This window comes from Sporosarcina contaminans, assembly GCF_042679045.1.
GTDB classification, from domain to species: Bacteria; Bacillota; Bacilli; order Bacillales_A; family Planococcaceae; genus Sporosarcina; species Sporosarcina contaminans.
This window is the reverse complement of the sequence record NZ_JBHTLT010000022.1, coordinates 25,427-41,276: the sequence shown is the minus strand read 5'-3', so window position 1 is coordinate 41,276 and position 15,850 is coordinate 25,427. Positions and strand designations below refer to the sequence as shown.

Genomic DNA, 15,850 nt, shown 5'->3' with positions numbered 1-15,850 from the left:
ATAAAGGAGGAGTTTTTTTCATGTCAAATCGACCCATGGAAAATCTGTTCTTTACGTCATTGAGGAGTAAACAAATTGCTGTGATGGCAGTTGTATTCACACTTTTTGTTTCAATTATTTCATTAGTCCTTTTCGAGGGATCTAAAAAGTCGGTCACGCTAAACGTGAACGGTGAGCAAATAGACATTAAAACAAATGCACATACAGTTGGGCAACTTCTTTCCAGTGAGGAAATTGAAGTTGCTGAACATGATAAAGTAACACCCTCAGTGAATACGCCGATCGAGGAAGGTTTATCGATTAGCTGGGAACAGGCAAAGTTAGTTGAGATTCAAACAGATGCAGAAAAAGAAACGTTGTGGACGACGGAAAAGAAAGTCCGCGATATTTTGGAACTGGCAAATGTCAAGCTTCAGAAACACGATGAAGTAATTCCTAATTTAGATGCGAAAATTGGGAAAGACAATCGCATAACAATCCAAAAAGCGTTTCAAGTTACACTTGTAGATGGCGGGAAGGAAAAACAGGTCTGGTCAACTTCGACTACGGTCGCTGACTTTTTAAAGAGAGAGAACATCCAAATGGATGAACACGACCGCTTGAATCGGAAAGCGGATGGAATGGTCAAACCAGGCTCCGTTGTTGAGGTCGTGCGGGTGGAAAAGGTCACCGATGTAGTGGAAGAACCAACGAATTTCGCAGTTGTGACACAAAAAGATGCCCAATTGCTCAAAGGCCGAGAAAAAGTGGTCCAAGAAGGCAAGAAAGGTACTGTAGAGCGGAAGTTCGAAATCGTTAAAGAAAACGGAAAAGAAGTCTCCCGGACTTTATTAAGTGAAAATGTCATCGAAGAACCTCAAAAGAAAATTGTCTCAGTAGGTACGCGTGTTATGATGGCAAGCGCCTCGACAAATGGCAATTCAACTGTGTCACGTAACAACTCGTCTTCCAGCGGCAAGGAGTTCTATGTGACAGCTACGGCATATACTGCTTACTGTAATGGCTGCAGTGGAAAAACAGCTACAGGTCTTGACTTGCGTGCAAACCCTAATTTGAAAGTAATTGCGGTTGACCCTAATGTTATCCCTTTGGGCTCTAAAGTTTGGGTAGAAGGCTATGGCTATGCAGTTGCAGGCGATACAGGCGGAGCAATTAAAGGAAAACGCATCGACCTGCATGTGCCTACGAAGTCTGACGCTTACAAATTTGGACGCCGGCAAGTTAAAGTAAAAGTTATGAATTAAAATCATCTACATGCATTTGGAATTGAACATATATCCGCAGGACAGCTATTGTCCTGCGGAGTTTTTTTGTCGCTGTAACTAAATAGCTTAAAGAACAGAGGGAAGTATAAGCATGAGGGTGCAAATGCAGAGTGACTGCATAAGGCATTGTTACGTGTGGATCGGCGTTCTACAATCTCTGTGCATTGAAGAATTGTACTTCTGCTTGTGGACATCGTAAAATTAAAAGATAGTGAAATGGTGAAAAGAGGATGCATGTGAAAATCAAAGAGATTATCGTTGTGGAAGGAAAGTCGGATACGGTAGCCATTCGGCGTGCGACTGGGGCGGATACGATCGAAACGAACGGTTCAGCTATTAATGAAAAAACATTAAGGCAAATTCAACTGGCGTATGAAGCTCGTGGCGTTATTGTATTTACAGATCCCGATTATCCGGGGAGAAGAATTCGGGCTATTATTGAAGAAAAAATTCCAGGCGTAAAACACGCTTTTTTGAATAAATCCAAAACGATTGCAAAAAATGGGCAGAGCCTTGGCATTGAGCATGCTTCAGATGAAGATATTCGTAAAGCTTTGGAATTAGTCTATACTACAGCTTCTGAACAGGTGGAAGAAATTCCACTAGCTCTTTTATTGAAAGAAAGGCTGATCGGCCATCCTGAAGCGAAAAGAAGACGTGAACGGATTGGCGAGCTGCTGCATATCGGGCATGTGAATGGCAAAGGATTGAAGAAGAGGCTGGAGATGTTCCGGATCGGGCAACAGCAATTAAAGGAGGCCCTATCAGTGTTAGAGGAGGAAGAAGCGAATGAATAAAGATATTGCGACACCTATACGGACGAAAGAAATATTGGAAAAGCATGGATTTTCATTCAAAAAAAGCTTGGGGCAAAATTTCTTAATTGATCCAAATATTTTGCGGAACATCGTAGGCCATGCAGAGTTGACTGAGCGAACAGGGGTCATTGAAATCGGCCCGGGGATCGGTGCTTTGACGGAACATATTGCAAGAGCAGCGGGAAAGGTTGTTGCCTTTGAAATCGACGGCCGATTGCTTCCTGTGCTAAAGGATACGCTCTCTCCTTATCATAACGTGGAAGTAATTAATCAAGACATTTTAGAGGCTGATGTGCAAAAGATCATCGATGAAAAGTTGTCAGACTATGATGACATAGTAGTCGTTGCCAATCTTCCTTACTATATTACAACGCCAATCATTATGAAATTCTTATTGGAACGAATACCATTGCGCGGTATGGTGATTATGATGCAAAAAGAGGTTGCAGATCGTATTACAGCTGAGCCAGGCACGAAATCTTATGGGTCGTTGTCCATTGCTATTCAGTATTATATGGATGCTGAAGTTGCAATGATTGTGCCTAAAACGGTATTCATGCCACAACCGAATGTTGAATCTGCTGTTTTGAAATTGACGAAGAAGGCAGAACCGCCCGTTGATGTCATCGATGAAGAATTTCTTTTTGAAGTCGCAAGAGGATCTTTTGTTCAGCGTAGAAAAACTTTGTTGAACAATTTGCAGACTTCGTTGCCAGACGGAAAAGCGAAAAAAGAAGATATTTTATTGGCTTTGAATGAAACCGGGATTGAAGCGGCTAGAAGAGGAGAAACTTTGACGATCGAAGAGTTTGGGAAATTATCGAATGCTCTCTACAGGGATTTCCATTTTTCGCACAAATCTTAACAAAATTGTGGCGATGCAGGAAGAGAATGGTCAATAATTGTAAAAAAACAATTGACAAAAGGATTGTGTTACTGTTAAAATTTCTATTTTAATTGACAGAACTTTTTAAAAGTGTTATACTTATTTCCAGTGAGGTGTAAGCGACATGCCGAAAACATTAGCGGACATTAAGAAGTCATTGGATGCTCACTTAGGGAAACGTTTGCACTTGAGAGCAAACGGCGGCCGTAAGAAAACAATCGAACGGGCCGGTGTCCTACGTGAGACGTATCGGGCAGTTTTTGTTGTAGAACTGGACCAGGACGAAAATGCTTTTGAAAGGGTATCTTACAGCTACGCAGATATTTTGACTGAAGCAGTCGAAATAACAGTTCTGGATGATGGCGATGCGACAGCATTTGTCATCAAATAAGTATAGCATTTCTATTTCAATTTATTTTTTTAAAAACACTTATGCATTCATTTGCATAGGTGTTTTTTTATTCTATATGTCCATACTAGTTTTGTCAGTCGAAAAGGAGGTAAACCGAATGGCGAGAAGACGTGGTATTATGTCTGAGCACTTGAAAGAGGAAATTGCGAAAGAGCTTGGCTTTTACGATGTTGTTCAGCGAGAAGGTTGGGGAGGCATCAAGTCCCGAGACGCCGGTAATATGGTTAAGCATGCCATCAAAATGGCAGAGCGTGGAATGGCGGAAAGAAATAATAACGGATAGATTCACCTTTCATCTCATGAACGGCTGACAAAAAGGCTGTCCGGAAAGTTTCCAAGCGGAGCTTTCTTGGACAGCCTTTTCTATACAGCATCGTTTAATGTAGAAGTTTGACTTTGGATCATTGCATTGATGTTTGGAGCGACCGATGTACGTAATTCTGTGTAACTGGTACCAAGTTTCTCCCTATAACGGAGTCGATTTGACCAGCCAATAATCGTTTCGAATCAAGTCAGTTCCATTTCCGTCCAAGAACGAATTTATCGGGTACAATTTGAACGGCCTATGGTAAAATAGGGGAACATGACAAGCTGGAATGGAGGAAGCTGGATGTTGTATGAAAAAGCACCGGCAAAAATTAATCTGACGCTCGATGTTTTACATAAACGTCCGGATGGTTTTCATGAAGTCGAGATGATCATGACGACAGTCGATTTGGCGGATCGTGTTTGGCTGCGTCAAACGGACGATGGCCGAATAACAATCAAAGTTTCTGAACGGTTTGTGCCGAATGATCGGAAAAACTTGGCATACCAAGCCGCGGAAATTTTGAAAAAACGATACGGCGTTGTAAAGGGTGTTGAAATTACGCTTGATAAAAAGATTCCTGTCGCCGCAGGCCTTGCTGGGGGCAGTTCTGATGCAGCGGCAGTTTTGAGAGGATTGAATCGTCTCTGGAATCTTGGCATAAGTGCGGATGAATTGGCTCAGATCGGCTCTACTATTGGTTCGGACGTTTCTTTTTGTGTTCACGGTGGAACGGCGCTTGCTACAGGTAGGGGAGAAAAAATTGAGCATTTAAAAGCTCCGCCAAATTGTTGGGTCATTTTAGCCAAACCTTCCATCTCTGTTTCTACTGCAGATATTTATCGCAACCTTGATTTGAATTCAATTGCCCATCCGGACACTTCAGCGATGATATCAGCTCTAAAATCAGGTGACTACGACAAGATGTGCAGTTCTGTAGGGAATGTTTTAGAGTCGGTAACGATGAGGTTATATCCTCAAGTTGTTGATTTAAAGGAGAAGATGGAAAAATTCGGAGCAGACGCTGTTTTAATGAGTGGCAGCGGTCCTACGGTGTTTGGATTTGTTAAAAACGAGTATCGAGTATCCCGTATTTATAACGGCTTGAAAGGCTTTTGTTCAGATGTGCATGCTGTTCGCATGTTAGGTGAACGGCTCAACCTTGATTAAACACGTACAATTATGTTAATGTTCAATTAAAACATTCGGATTAATACATATTGCGGCTTCCGCCCATATATGGTTAGCGGGATGAGTGACACATCGTTCTCTATTCGGCTAATGTTCAATAAACAATTGGACAAAGATAAAGCCTTCGGCGGATGTTGTGGATTTTGGGGTTTAAAAAGCCCAGAGGCAGTTTATCCTCGAGAGATAGCGTCAAAAGAAGATTGAGAGCGAGCCCAAAAATTCCGGGCGCAGAGGCGTGATTGATAGGAGTTGTTTTTTATGAAATGGAAACGGAGCGAACGACTTGTCGATATGACAAGTCATTTATTAGAAAATCCGCATTCGTTAATTCCGCTTACGTTTTTTTCACAACGTTACCAAGCTGCCAAATCGTCAATCAGTGAAGATTTGGTCATCGTTAAAGAAACGTTTGAAGAGAATGGAACTGGAAAGTTAATTACTGTTTCTGGAGCTGCCGGAGGTGTCAAATATATCCCGACAGTAACGGAAACGGAAGTAAGGGAAGTAATGGCACTAACGAAAGGGATATTGAGTCATACTGATCGATTGTTGCCTGGCGGTTACTTATATATGACAGACTTCTTAGGCGATCCTAAAATGATGGATCGCATTGGGAAAGTGTTTGCTTCCGCTTTTGCAGAAACGGAAGTGGATGTCATAATGACTGTAGCGACTAAAGGAATCCCTATTGCTAACGCCATTGCAAGGCATTTGAATGTGCCGGTCGTCATAGTTCGTCGAGATAGTAAGGTGACGGAAGGATCGACCGTCAGCATTAATTATGTATCAGGGTCGACACGTCGAATTCAAACAATGGTATTATCAAAAAGAAGCATGAAAAGCGGTCAACGAGTATTGATTACGGATGATTTCATGAAAGCGGGCGGCACGATGATCGGTATGAAAAATCTATTGGAAGAGTTTGATTGTGAACTTGCTGGCACTGCCGTCCTTGTCGAGGCAGAGCATACGGAAGAAGTTTTAGTAGATGATTATATATCGCTCATTAAATTGCACGCTGTAAACGAGAAAGACCGTACAATTGAGTTGGAAGAAGGAAATTATTTTGAGAAAGGTGGAATCGTGTTATGAAATATGTAGCTACTGAAAAAGCGCCTCAAGCAATCGGGCCTTATGCACAAGCTGTCATTTCCAACGGATTTGTCTACACTTCAGGACAGCTTCCAATGACGCCGGATGGTTTGCTCGTTGAGGGAACAATTGAAGAGCAGACAAACCAAGTATTTGAAAACTTGAAAGCTGTATTAGCAGAGGCGGGCACATCACTTGATAAAGTCGTTAAAGCAACGGTATTCATTAAAGACATGGATCAGTTTGCGGCGCTTAACGATGTGTATGCACAGCACTTTGGCTCCCACACTCCTGCCAGATCTACAGTGGAAGTAGCGAGATTGCCAAAAGATGCGCCGGTTGAAATTGAAGTCATCGCAAAAATTGATTAATAAAAAACTGTTCCGCTACTGTGGAACAGTTTTTTTGCGATTCATATAGTTCCTTCCTCACTTTTATTGATTTTCTTCTATAGTCCTATTTATTAAGAATTTGCAATAATGAAAACCGGGTAAAAAAACTTTGGAAAAAACAAAGGATATTAAATACTTTTGTAGAATATAGACGGTGTGCCTGTAAATATAAAGGGAGTGGTAAAGAGAATGGAAGTTACAGATGTCAGGCTTCGAAAGGTAGAAACAGACGGAAGAATGAGAGCGATTGCATCGATCACGTTGGATGGGGAATTCGTCGTGCATGATATCCGTGTCATTGAGGGGAATGAAGGATTATTTGTAGCGATGCCAAGCAAACGGACACCTGAAGGAGAATTCAGGGACGTTGCCCACCCGATTAACTCGAATGCGAGAACAAAAATTCAAGAAGCAATCCTAACTGCTTATCACCAGGTAGAAGAGGAAGGAGTTCTTGAAGAGGCGGGAGCTTAACAACATACTTCAATGGTCTGGTAAACTTGATCAATCGATTGGGGTCGAGTTTGTAAATTCCGGATATGAATGTGCATAATTGCATTCTATTAACTTCCTGCGCTGATTGTAAGCTGCCCGAATATGGAGCAGCTTTTTTGTTTTTACAGGCGATGAGCAAATCGTATAAACAGATTAGGAAAATGAAACGAATAATAGTAAAATAAAACATAATCCTTGTCAAGTGGGGATAGTTGAAAAAAATATACTTTTCAGCTATAGTCAATAATGAAATTATGGATGGGGGCCAGCACATGACGAATACATATGCAATCGTCCTTGCTGCAGGACAAGGAACAAGAATGAAGTCCGATTTATATAAAGTTTTACATCCTGTTTGCGGAAAGCCGATGGTCGAACATGTTGTCGATCATGTAATTGGCATCGGTGCAGATAAAATCGTTACCATTATTGGCCACGGTGCTGAAATGGTAGAAGGGACGCTTGGCGATAAAAGCGAATATGCCCTTCAAGCGGAGCAATTAGGCACTGCACACGCTGTCCAGCAAGCGGAAAGCAAATTAGGCGACTTGGAAGGCGTTACGCTCGTAGTATGCGGAGACACTCCGCTCATTAAATCCGAAACAATGCAATCGTTGTTGGATCACCATACAAAAACGAATGCAAAAGCGACGATTTTGACTGCAAATGCAGATGATCCTACAGGCTATGGACGTATTATCCGTGACGAAAATGGCAATGTTTTGCGCAATGTCGAACATAAAGACGCAACAGCAGAAGAACGCAAGGTGACTGAGATCAATACTGGCACGTACTGTTTCGATAACCGCGCACTTTTTGAAGCTTTGAAAAAAGTGAAAAATGACAATGCGCAAGGTGAGTATTACTTGCCTGATGTGATCAGTATCTTGAAGGATGAAAATGCGCTTATAGCTGCGTATGTCACAGACGACTTTAGTGAAACGATTGGCATCAATGATCGTGTCATCCTATCGGAAGCTGAAGCAGTATTACGCCGCCGTATTGCAGAAAATCATATGCGAAACGGTGTCACAATTATCGATCCAAGCAATACGTATATCGGTGTTGATGTCAAAATCGGCCGTGATACAGTGCTTCAACCGGGTACAATGATAGAGGGTCAATCTATAATTGGTGAAAAATGCGTAATTGGTCCAAACAGCCATATCGTCAATAGTGAAATCGGCAATGAAACAACCATTCATTCGTCAGTCATACGAGACAGTACGATTGGGTCAAGTACGACAATAGGGCCGTTCGCACATATCCGTCCGGATTCCAATCTCAGCGACAATGTCAAAATAGGCAATTTTGTTGAAGTGAAGAAATCAAAGTTAGGTGAAGGCAGTAAAGTTTCTCATCTTAGCTATATCGGTGACGCGGATGTAGGTACCCATGTCAATGTCGGCTGTGGCACGATAACAGTGAATTATGATGGAAAAAACAAGCATAAAACAACAATTGAAGATGACGCATTCGTAGGCTGCAATTCCAACTTAATCGCTCCAGTAACTATTGGAAAAGGGGCGTATGTTGCTGCAGGCTCGACCGTCACAAAAAATGTACCTAATCATTCACTTGCAATTGGTCGTGCACGGCAGGAGAATAAAGAAGGTTACGTAACAAAATTAAATCTAAAATAAACAGGGGGACCATGATGGCTAATCATTATCCTAACGATAAACTGAAGATATTCTCTTTAAATTCAAATGAATCACTTGCGAAGGAAGTCGCTGATGAAATCGGGCGCCCGCTTGGCAAGTGCTCCGTCAAACGATTCAGTGACGGTGAAATTCAAATCAATATCGAAGAAAGTATCCGAGGCTGCGATGTCTTTGTCATCCAGTCCACGTCTAACCCTGTCAATGACAATTTGATGGAACTCCTGATTATGATCGATGCATTGATGCGTGCTTCTGCACGTACGATCAACGTCGTCATGCCTTATTATGGTTATGCGCGCCAAGACCGGAAAGCACGTTCACGCGAACCGATCACGGCTAAGCTTGTCGCGAACCTTCTTGAAAAAGCTGGTGCAACTCGAGTGATTGCTGTTGACTTGCATGCACCGCAAATTCAAGGTTTCTTTGATATTCCGATCGATCACTTAGTTGCAGAACCGATCTTGACGGAATATTTCAAAGGAAAAGGCTTGGAAGGGGACGATTTAGTCATTGTTTCTCCTGACCACGGCGGGGTAACACGCGCCCGTAAAATGGCCGACCGCATGAAAGCACCAATTGCAATTATTGATAAGCGTCGTCCGCGACCGAATGTAGCGGAAGTGATGAATATTGTCGGTAATGTGGAAGGCAAAACAGCTATTTTAATCGATGACATCATCGATACTGCTGGCACAATTACAATCGCAGCGAACGCGATTATCGAAAATGGTGCCAAGGAAGTGTATGCTTGTTGTACACACCCTGTACTTTCCGGCCCTGCCATCGAGCGAATCGACAATTCAAAGATCAAGGAATTGATCATTACGAATTCGATCGAATTGCCGGAAAGCAAAAAATCACCAAAAATCAAACAGCTGTCAATCGCGAAGCTTTTAGGCGAGGCGGTCATTCGAGTATTCGAGAAAAAATCCGTCAGCACATTGTTTGAGTAATCTACCAACCTTAGTTTAATGTCGTCTGATTTTGGGTATTTCAATAGTTAGAATAACTTTTTTCTGGAAAGGTGACTAAACGTATGAGTACAGCAATTCAGTCGAAATCAAGAGAAGTTAAAACACGATCTGCATTAAACGCATTAAGAAAAGATGGTTATATTCCATCCGTTGTATATGGTTATCAAACGGAGTCTACACCAATTGCCATACAGGAAAGAGACCTGATCAGCACATTGCGTGAAGTAGGACGCAACGGCGTCATAAAGCTAAACGTCGATGGCAAAGTATTAAATGTCGTTTTGGGCGACTACCAAGAAGATGCCCTTAAAGGCGACATCCGCCACGCGGATTTTTTAGCAATCAATATGACAGAAGAGCTTGAAGTCGAAGTGACGATACACTTAACAGGTGAATCGATCGGTGAAAAGGAAGGCGGAATTGTCCAGCAGCCTAATCGCGAGGTGACAATCAAAGTAAAACCTTCAGATATACCGGAAAACATTGAAGTTGATGTATCTAATTTGCAAATTGGAGAAACGATTTCAGTCGGAGATATTCGCCAAAAAAGTAAGTTTGAAATTCTAAACGATGATGATTTTGCTCTCGTTTCCATTTCTGCTCCTCGAACAGAGGAAGAGTTGGATGAAGCGGATGCAACAGATGGAGAGCCAGAAGTCATCGGAGAAAAAGAAGAAGCATAAGCAGGATAACAGAATAAATAGGAGCGCACGATTTGCCGTGCGCCCCTTTTTGCTTTGTAACTTGATTGTGCAATTGCACTACGTCAGGTGTAGAAATCACGCGACTGTGACAACTGTCTAAAAGCATTTCAAATAGTGAGAGACGATACACCATGCCGATTCAAGTTAAACCTTTGGCAAAAGACTTTTGATTATGAAAGGAATTATATGAGAAAGTTTGATTCTATATGAAGGATCAATTATGCCAAAGATTCATTCAAAAGAACGCAAAGGAAGACGAAATATGAAAATGATGATCGGCCTCGGTAACCCGGGAAAACAATATGAAAAGACGCGTCATAATGTTGGATTTCAAGTTATTGATGAGTTAGCCGAGCGATTTGCGGCTCCTCCAATGCAATTGAAATTCAACGGATCCTATACAATCCTTCATCGGCCAGAAGGCAAAGTGTTATTAGTGAAGCCTTTAACTTATATGAACCTTTCTGGTGAATGTGTAAGGCCACTGATGGATTACTATGACATTGACGTAAATGACATTGTCGTAATGTATGACGATCTTGATTTAGCACCTGGTCAATTGCGGTTGCGCCAAAAGGGGAGCGCTGGGGGCCATAATGGCATGAAATCGTTAATTGCCCATATTGGGACATTAACTTTTAATCGTGTACGCATGGGAATTGGCCGCCCGACAGGTGGCATGAAAGTTCCTGATTACGTCCTTTCTACTTTTAGCAAAGAAGAATTACCTCTAATTGAGGATATGGTGCAAAGAAGTGCGGACGCATGTGAGGAATGGTTGAAAAAGCCGTTTTTGGAAGTTATGAATACATTTAATCAGCAAAAAGAAAATTAGAATCATTGTGAAATGAATCGTTGCACTTTAAAGGAATAATCGTATTGTCATCTGCCTATACTTTCATAAAAAGGGGCCGATGAACATGTCGATACGTTATGCTTGCAGACATTGCAACACAGAGATCGGAAATATTCCGTTCGAGTCCGTGAAGGACGTCATCAATGACTTGAAAAAGTCTGATGAAGGACAAGGGGATCACTTCTTGGAATACGATCAAGACGGATCCATGACGGTCAAATGCATTTGCGAACAATGCGAACAATCATTGCGAATGTTTCCGAATTATTACGCTTTAAAAAAATGGTTACAATAGAGGTTTCTGCTTTGGCGCAAAATAAGCGCACAAAGCTTTTTCTACTTTAAATTATTTTTATTCAGTGGTGTAGTTTACGGACAAAATGATGAGGTGCGAAGGAGTGCATGATTTCTTCGCGTCGTCACAGATGAATAAAAATAAATTCCTCGGTAGATGAGAGCGTGTAAAAATACGGATTCCCTTATGCCGAGCTGAGATCGATTTTTTATAAAGAGAGGAACAAGATCATTGGATGCGCTTATAGATATATTTTTACAAGAAAAAGAGATTCATAATGTTGTGGAAGATCTGAAGGACGGACAGGATCGGCATCTTTTATCCGGCTTGTCTGGCGGTGCAAAATCTGTCTTTTTCAAAGCTTTGCAGCAATCTATGGCGAAGCCGATTTTGATCGTCGCTCCGAATATGCTGCAGGCGCAACGCACATATGATGATTTGGTCAAAATGCTTGGGGAAACGCATGTTCATCTTTACCCTGCGGAAGAACTGATCGCAGCAGATTTTTCCATTTCAAGCTATGAGCTTCGTGCAAACAGGATTGACACGATAGATCATCTATTACGTGTAGGTAAAGGTATTTATATAACGCCTGTTGCAGGAATGAAAAAACTGCTGCCCGCTAAGGAACAATGGTTGAAAAGTTCGTTGTCAGTTGAAGCAGACGGAGAGATAGATGTTCATTATTGGACAAATCAACTATCTGCCATGGGCTATTCACGTCAGGAGATGGTGACGACTCCTGGGGATTTTGCATTGCGTGGCGGTATTTTAGATATATATCCTATAACATTGGAAAACCCGATCCGTATTGAACTGTTCGACACGGAAGTAGATTCGATTCGTACTTTTTCGGCTGATGATCAACGATCAATAGAAAAATTGGATCGCGTGACGATATTGCCCGCTACTGAATTTATTTTTAGTCAAGAAGAGTTAGCTAAAATAGGAACGAACCTTGAACAAGCGCTTAGTAATAGTTTGAAAAAGATTAAAAAAGATGAAATAAAAGAACTGCTTATGCTAAATATGAACCGAGACATTGGTTTGTTGAAAGAAGGAATTATACCTGATGGCATGATGAAATATATTTCATTTGCCGATCATCCGCCTGCCTACTTAGGGGATTACTTTCCGCAAAATGGTGTCGTTCTTTTCGATGAAATTGGAAGGATTGTAGAAGTGGCACATGCCCTCGAATCCGAGGAGAAGGAGTGGTATCTGACCCTTTTAGAAGAGGGGAAAATCCTCCACGATGCTAAAATTTCTTTTTCTTTTGATGAAATGCATAAAATGATCGAGCAACAAAAATCATATCTCTCTCTTTTCATTCGTGCCATTCCGGGAATAACATTGAAAAAAACGGTTACATTTTCCTGTAAACCAATGCAGGAATTTCACGGACAAATGAATTTATTGCAAAATGAAATTGAACGATGGAAGCAAGGCAAATACAATGTCTTCGTCATAGCTGATGGCGAGGAACGGATGAAAAAGATCCAAGCGATTTTAGCGGATTATGATATGAAATTCTCGCTAAACACAAAGCCGTCCAAAGAAGGTGGAACTTTAACCATTTTAGACGGTGACTTGTCCGCGGGATTCGAATTGCCTTTTCAGCGCCTTGCTATCATAACAGATGCCGAGCTGTTCAAAGGGAAGACAAAGCGAAAGTCGCGCCCTCAAAAGATGACGAATGCTGAACGAATTAAAAGCTATTCGGAAATAAAGCCCGGTGACTACATCGTACATGTCCATCACGGAATTGGTAAATACTATGGTGTTGTTACATTGGAAGTTAATGGTGTCCATAAAGATTATTTGGACATTAGATATCGAGGCGAAGATAAACTATTCGTTCCGGCAGATCAAATCGATCTTATCCAAAAGTATGTTGCCTCCGGTGAAAAGGAACCGAAGCTGCATAAATTGGGTGGCACTGAATGGACGAAGACAAAGAAGAAAGTAACAACGGCAGTAAAGGATATTGCAGACGATTTGATCAAATTATACGCAAAGCGGGAATCAGAGAAGGGATATGCATTTTCTCCTGATGACGATTTGCAACGGGCATTTGAAAATGCCTTTCCGTATGACGAAACAGAGGATCAGCTGAGGTCCATTATTGAAGTAAAACAGGATATGGAAAGAGAGCGTCCGATGGATCGTTTGCTTTGTGGAGATGTCGGCTATGGGAAAACAGAAGTTGCCATCCGAGCGGCTTTTAAAGCGGTGTCAGATGGTAAGCAAGTTGCCTTTTTAGTGCCGACGACCATTTTGGCTCAACAGCATTATGAAACGATGAAAGAGCGTTTTTCCGGATTCCCGGTCGAGGTGTCATTGCTCAATCGATTCCGCACAAAAAAAGAGCAGACGGAAACATTAAAAGGATTGAAAGCTGGAACGATTGATGTCGTTGTTGGGACGCATCGTCTTTTATCTAAAGATGTCGTTTACCATGACTTAGGGCTGCTGATTGTGGATGAAGAGCAGCGTTTCGGTGTAACTCATAAAGAGAAAATTAAGCAATTGAAATCAAATGTGGACGTCCTCACGTTGACGGCAACGCCGATACCGCGTACCTTGCATATGTCTATGTTAGGCGTGCGCGATTTGTCTGTTATTGAAACGCCGCCAGCGAATCGATTCCCTGTGCAGACGTATGTAATGGAGCATAATTTGCCGCTTGTCCGGGAGGCGATTGAACGTGAAATGGCACGTGGAGGACAGGTGTTTTATCTATATAATCGCGTCGAAGATATGGCGAAAAAGGTAGATGAAATCAAGCAGTTGGTTCCAGATGCCCGCGTTGCTTTTGCACATGGCCAAATGGGAGAATCTACGCTTGAATCCGTTATCCTATCTTTCCTCGAAGGAGAATACGATGTTCTTGTAACGACAACGATCATTGAGACGGGAATTGATATTCCGAACGTCAATACATTGATTGTCCACGATGCAGACCGTATGGGCCTCTCACAGCTTTATCAGCTCAGAGGGCGTGTTGGCCGATCCAATAGAGTAGCTTACGGGTATTTCTTGTACCAGCGGGATAAAGTGCTGACAGAAGTTGCGGAAAACCGATTACAGGCAATTAAGGAATTCACTGAATTAGGCTCTGGATTTAAAATTGCCATGCGGGATTTATCGATCCGCGGTGCAGGGAACTTGTTAGGTGCCCAGCAACATGGATTTATCGATTCGGTTGGATTTGATCTTTATTCTCAAATGCTGCAAGAAGCGATTGAAGAAAAACAGACGGGCATTGTGAAATCAGAAATTCCTGATGTAGAAATTTCATTGCCAATTAACGCTTATTTGCCAGATACGTATATACGAGATGGCTTCCAAAAAATCCAAATGTACAAACGAGTAAAAGCAATAGAGACGGACGAAGATTACACAGAGCTTGTCGATGAAATGACAGACCGTTTCGGAGATTTACCTTTAGAGGCTGATCTATTGCTTCGTGTTGGCAGAATAAAAGCGTGGGGAAGACTGGCAGGCGTTGAATCCATCAAAAAACAGCGATCCATTATTGAAATCATCCTTTCGCAGGAAGGAACAAACCGTGTTGACGGCGGAAAAGTTGTATCGGATTCAATGAAATTTGGCCGTGCAATTGGTTTTAAAATGGAAGAAGGCAAACTCATCCTAACAATTGACGAAAAACATGTTGGAAAAATGACCGAGTTCGATGTTGTAGAGGAAATGATGGAAATTCTAAAGAATGCGTTGAAAGAACAAAACTCTAATGCCGTGTAAAGGTACTGTTGCATAAAATGTCCATGCATGAAGCATACTATATCCGAACGGAAGACGGTTTTCAATTTTGGGAAAGTGAGGCATCATGCATGAAAGCAACAGGTATCGTGCGGAGAATTGATGATTTGGGAAGGGTTGTTATTCCTAAAGAAATTAGACGAACCCTCCGTATTCGAGAAGGAGATCCGCTGGAAATTTTCACTGACCGGGATGGAGAAGTCATTTTAAAAAAATACTCCCCTATTTCCGAATTAGGTCAATTCGCGAAGGAGTATGCAGAAACACTATATGAAACATTAGGCACGCCCGCTCTCATTAGCGATCGAGATGAAATGATCGCGGTATCCGGTTTATCGAAAAAGGACTATTTAAACAGGCAATTGACTCCGGATGTAGAAGAAGTGCTGTCTGGACGCACAATGGTAATGGAAAAACTTGAAAAAGCAGTTGAATGGGTACCAGGACAAGTAGAACAGGTTAAATCATATTGCATCATGCCAATTGTTGCTGGCGGCGATACGATTGGAGCCGTTTACTTACTGTCCAAAGTGCATTTTTTAGGGGAAGCTGAACAAAAAGCAGCAGAAACAGCGGCTCACTTCCTCGCAAAACAAATGGAACAATAAAAAGCAGCCTGCAAGCACCAAAAATTCGGTGCAAGTGGGCTGTTTTTCATTAATATATCCGCGATTTATTCAATTGCCTTCAAATCTATCTACTATCTCTTTGATAAT

16 protein-coding genes are annotated in these 15,850 nt (G+C 41.8%); all 16 read left to right on the top strand.

The window, feature by feature from the left end:
- The first annotated feature begins 20 nt into the window (after window positions 1-20).
- Window positions 21-1,244 carry a ubiquitin-like domain-containing protein gene (locus ACFQ38_RS05065; RefSeq protein WP_381479946.1) on the top strand — a complete coding sequence of 408 codons (1,224 nt, stop codon included), beginning with the start codon at window positions 21-23 and terminating at the stop codon, window positions 1,242-1,244.
- A gap of 257 nt (window positions 1,245-1,501) precedes the next feature.
- Window positions 1,502-2,062 (top strand): ribonuclease M5, encoded by a 561-nt coding sequence (rnmV, locus tag ACFQ38_RS05060; protein WP_381479945.1) that lies wholly within the window; start codon window positions 1,502-1,504, stop codon window positions 2,060-2,062.
- On the top strand, window positions 2,055-2,948 hold the full coding sequence (gene rsmA / locus ACFQ38_RS05055; RefSeq protein ID WP_336824304.1) for a 16S rRNA (adenine(1518)-N(6)/adenine(1519)-N(6))-dimethyltransferase RsmA: 894 nt from the start codon (window positions 2,055-2,057) through the stop codon (window positions 2,946-2,948). Before rnmV ends, rsmA begins: the two co-directional genes overlap by 8 nt.
- Before the next feature lie 145 nt (window positions 2,949-3,093).
- Window positions 3,094-3,360 (top strand): biofilm formation stimulator Veg, encoded by a 267-nt coding sequence (veg, locus tag ACFQ38_RS05050; RefSeq protein WP_336824303.1) that lies wholly within the window; start codon window positions 3,094-3,096, stop codon window positions 3,358-3,360.
- A 118-nt stretch (window positions 3,361-3,478) separates the two neighbouring features.
- Window positions 3,479-3,664 (top strand): small, acid-soluble spore protein, alpha/beta type, encoded by a 186-nt coding sequence (locus ACFQ38_RS05045; protein ID WP_336824302.1) that lies wholly within the window; start codon window positions 3,479-3,481, stop codon window positions 3,662-3,664.
- 327 nt (window positions 3,665-3,991) lie between these two features.
- Entirely contained in the window at window positions 3,992-4,858 is an 867-nt protein-coding gene (gene ispE / locus ACFQ38_RS05040) for a 4-(cytidine 5'-diphospho)-2-C-methyl-D-erythritol kinase (protein WP_336824301.1), read from the top strand.
- Window positions 4,859-5,137: 279 nt separating this feature from the next.
- Window positions 5,138-5,971 (top strand): pur operon repressor, encoded by an 834-nt coding sequence (gene purR, locus ACFQ38_RS05035; RefSeq protein ID WP_381479944.1) that lies wholly within the window; start codon window positions 5,138-5,140, stop codon window positions 5,969-5,971.
- On the top strand, window positions 5,968-6,342 hold the full coding sequence (locus ACFQ38_RS05030) for a RidA family protein (RefSeq protein ID WP_381479943.1): 375 nt from the start codon (window positions 5,968-5,970) through the stop codon (window positions 6,340-6,342). The genes purR and ACFQ38_RS05030 overlap by 4 nt, the downstream gene beginning before the upstream one ends.
- A 210-nt stretch (window positions 6,343-6,552) precedes the next feature.
- Window positions 6,553-6,837: a septation regulator SpoVG gene (gene spoVG, locus ACFQ38_RS05025; RefSeq protein WP_336824298.1), complete on the top strand. Its 285-nt coding sequence runs from the start codon at window positions 6,553-6,555 to the stop codon at window positions 6,835-6,837.
- A gap of 293 nt (window positions 6,838-7,130) precedes the next feature.
- Window positions 7,131-8,501 carry a bifunctional UDP-N-acetylglucosamine diphosphorylase/glucosamine-1-phosphate N-acetyltransferase GlmU gene (gene glmU, locus ACFQ38_RS05020; RefSeq protein ID WP_336824297.1) on the top strand — a complete coding sequence of 457 codons (1,371 nt, stop codon included), beginning with the start codon at window positions 7,131-7,133 and terminating at the stop codon, window positions 8,499-8,501.
- A gap of 14 nt (window positions 8,502-8,515) precedes the next feature.
- Window positions 8,516-9,475: a ribose-phosphate diphosphokinase gene (locus ACFQ38_RS05015; RefSeq protein ID WP_336824296.1), complete on the top strand. Its 960-nt coding sequence runs from the start codon at window positions 8,516-8,518 to the stop codon at window positions 9,473-9,475.
- 83 nt (window positions 9,476-9,558) lie between these two features.
- A complete protein-coding gene (locus ACFQ38_RS05010; protein WP_381479941.1) occupies window positions 9,559-10,179 on the top strand; it encodes a 50S ribosomal protein L25/general stress protein Ctc in 621 nt (206 codons plus the stop codon).
- Between the two features lie 283 nt (window positions 10,180-10,462).
- The gene (pth, locus tag ACFQ38_RS05005; RefSeq protein ID WP_381479953.1) at window positions 10,463-11,035 is read left to right on the top strand and encodes an aminoacyl-tRNA hydrolase; all 573 of its coding nucleotides are present in this window, start codon (window positions 10,463-10,465) and stop codon (window positions 11,033-11,035) included.
- A gap of 85 nt (window positions 11,036-11,120) precedes the next feature.
- The gene (locus tag ACFQ38_RS05000; RefSeq protein ID WP_336824294.1) at window positions 11,121-11,351 is read left to right on the top strand and encodes an anti-sigma-F factor Fin; all 231 of its coding nucleotides are present in this window, start codon (window positions 11,121-11,123) and stop codon (window positions 11,349-11,351) included.
- Window positions 11,352-11,582: 231 nt separating this feature from the next.
- Window positions 11,583-15,116: a transcription-repair coupling factor gene (gene mfd, locus ACFQ38_RS04995; RefSeq protein WP_381479940.1), complete on the top strand. Its 3,534-nt coding sequence runs from the start codon at window positions 11,583-11,585 to the stop codon at window positions 15,114-15,116.
- Between the two features lie 89 nt (window positions 15,117-15,205).
- Window positions 15,206-15,742, top strand: a complete 537-nt coding sequence (gene spoVT / locus ACFQ38_RS04990; protein ID WP_336824292.1) for a stage V sporulation protein T — start codon at window positions 15,206-15,208, stop codon at window positions 15,740-15,742.
- The last annotated feature ends 108 nt before the right edge of the window (window positions 15,743-15,850 follow it).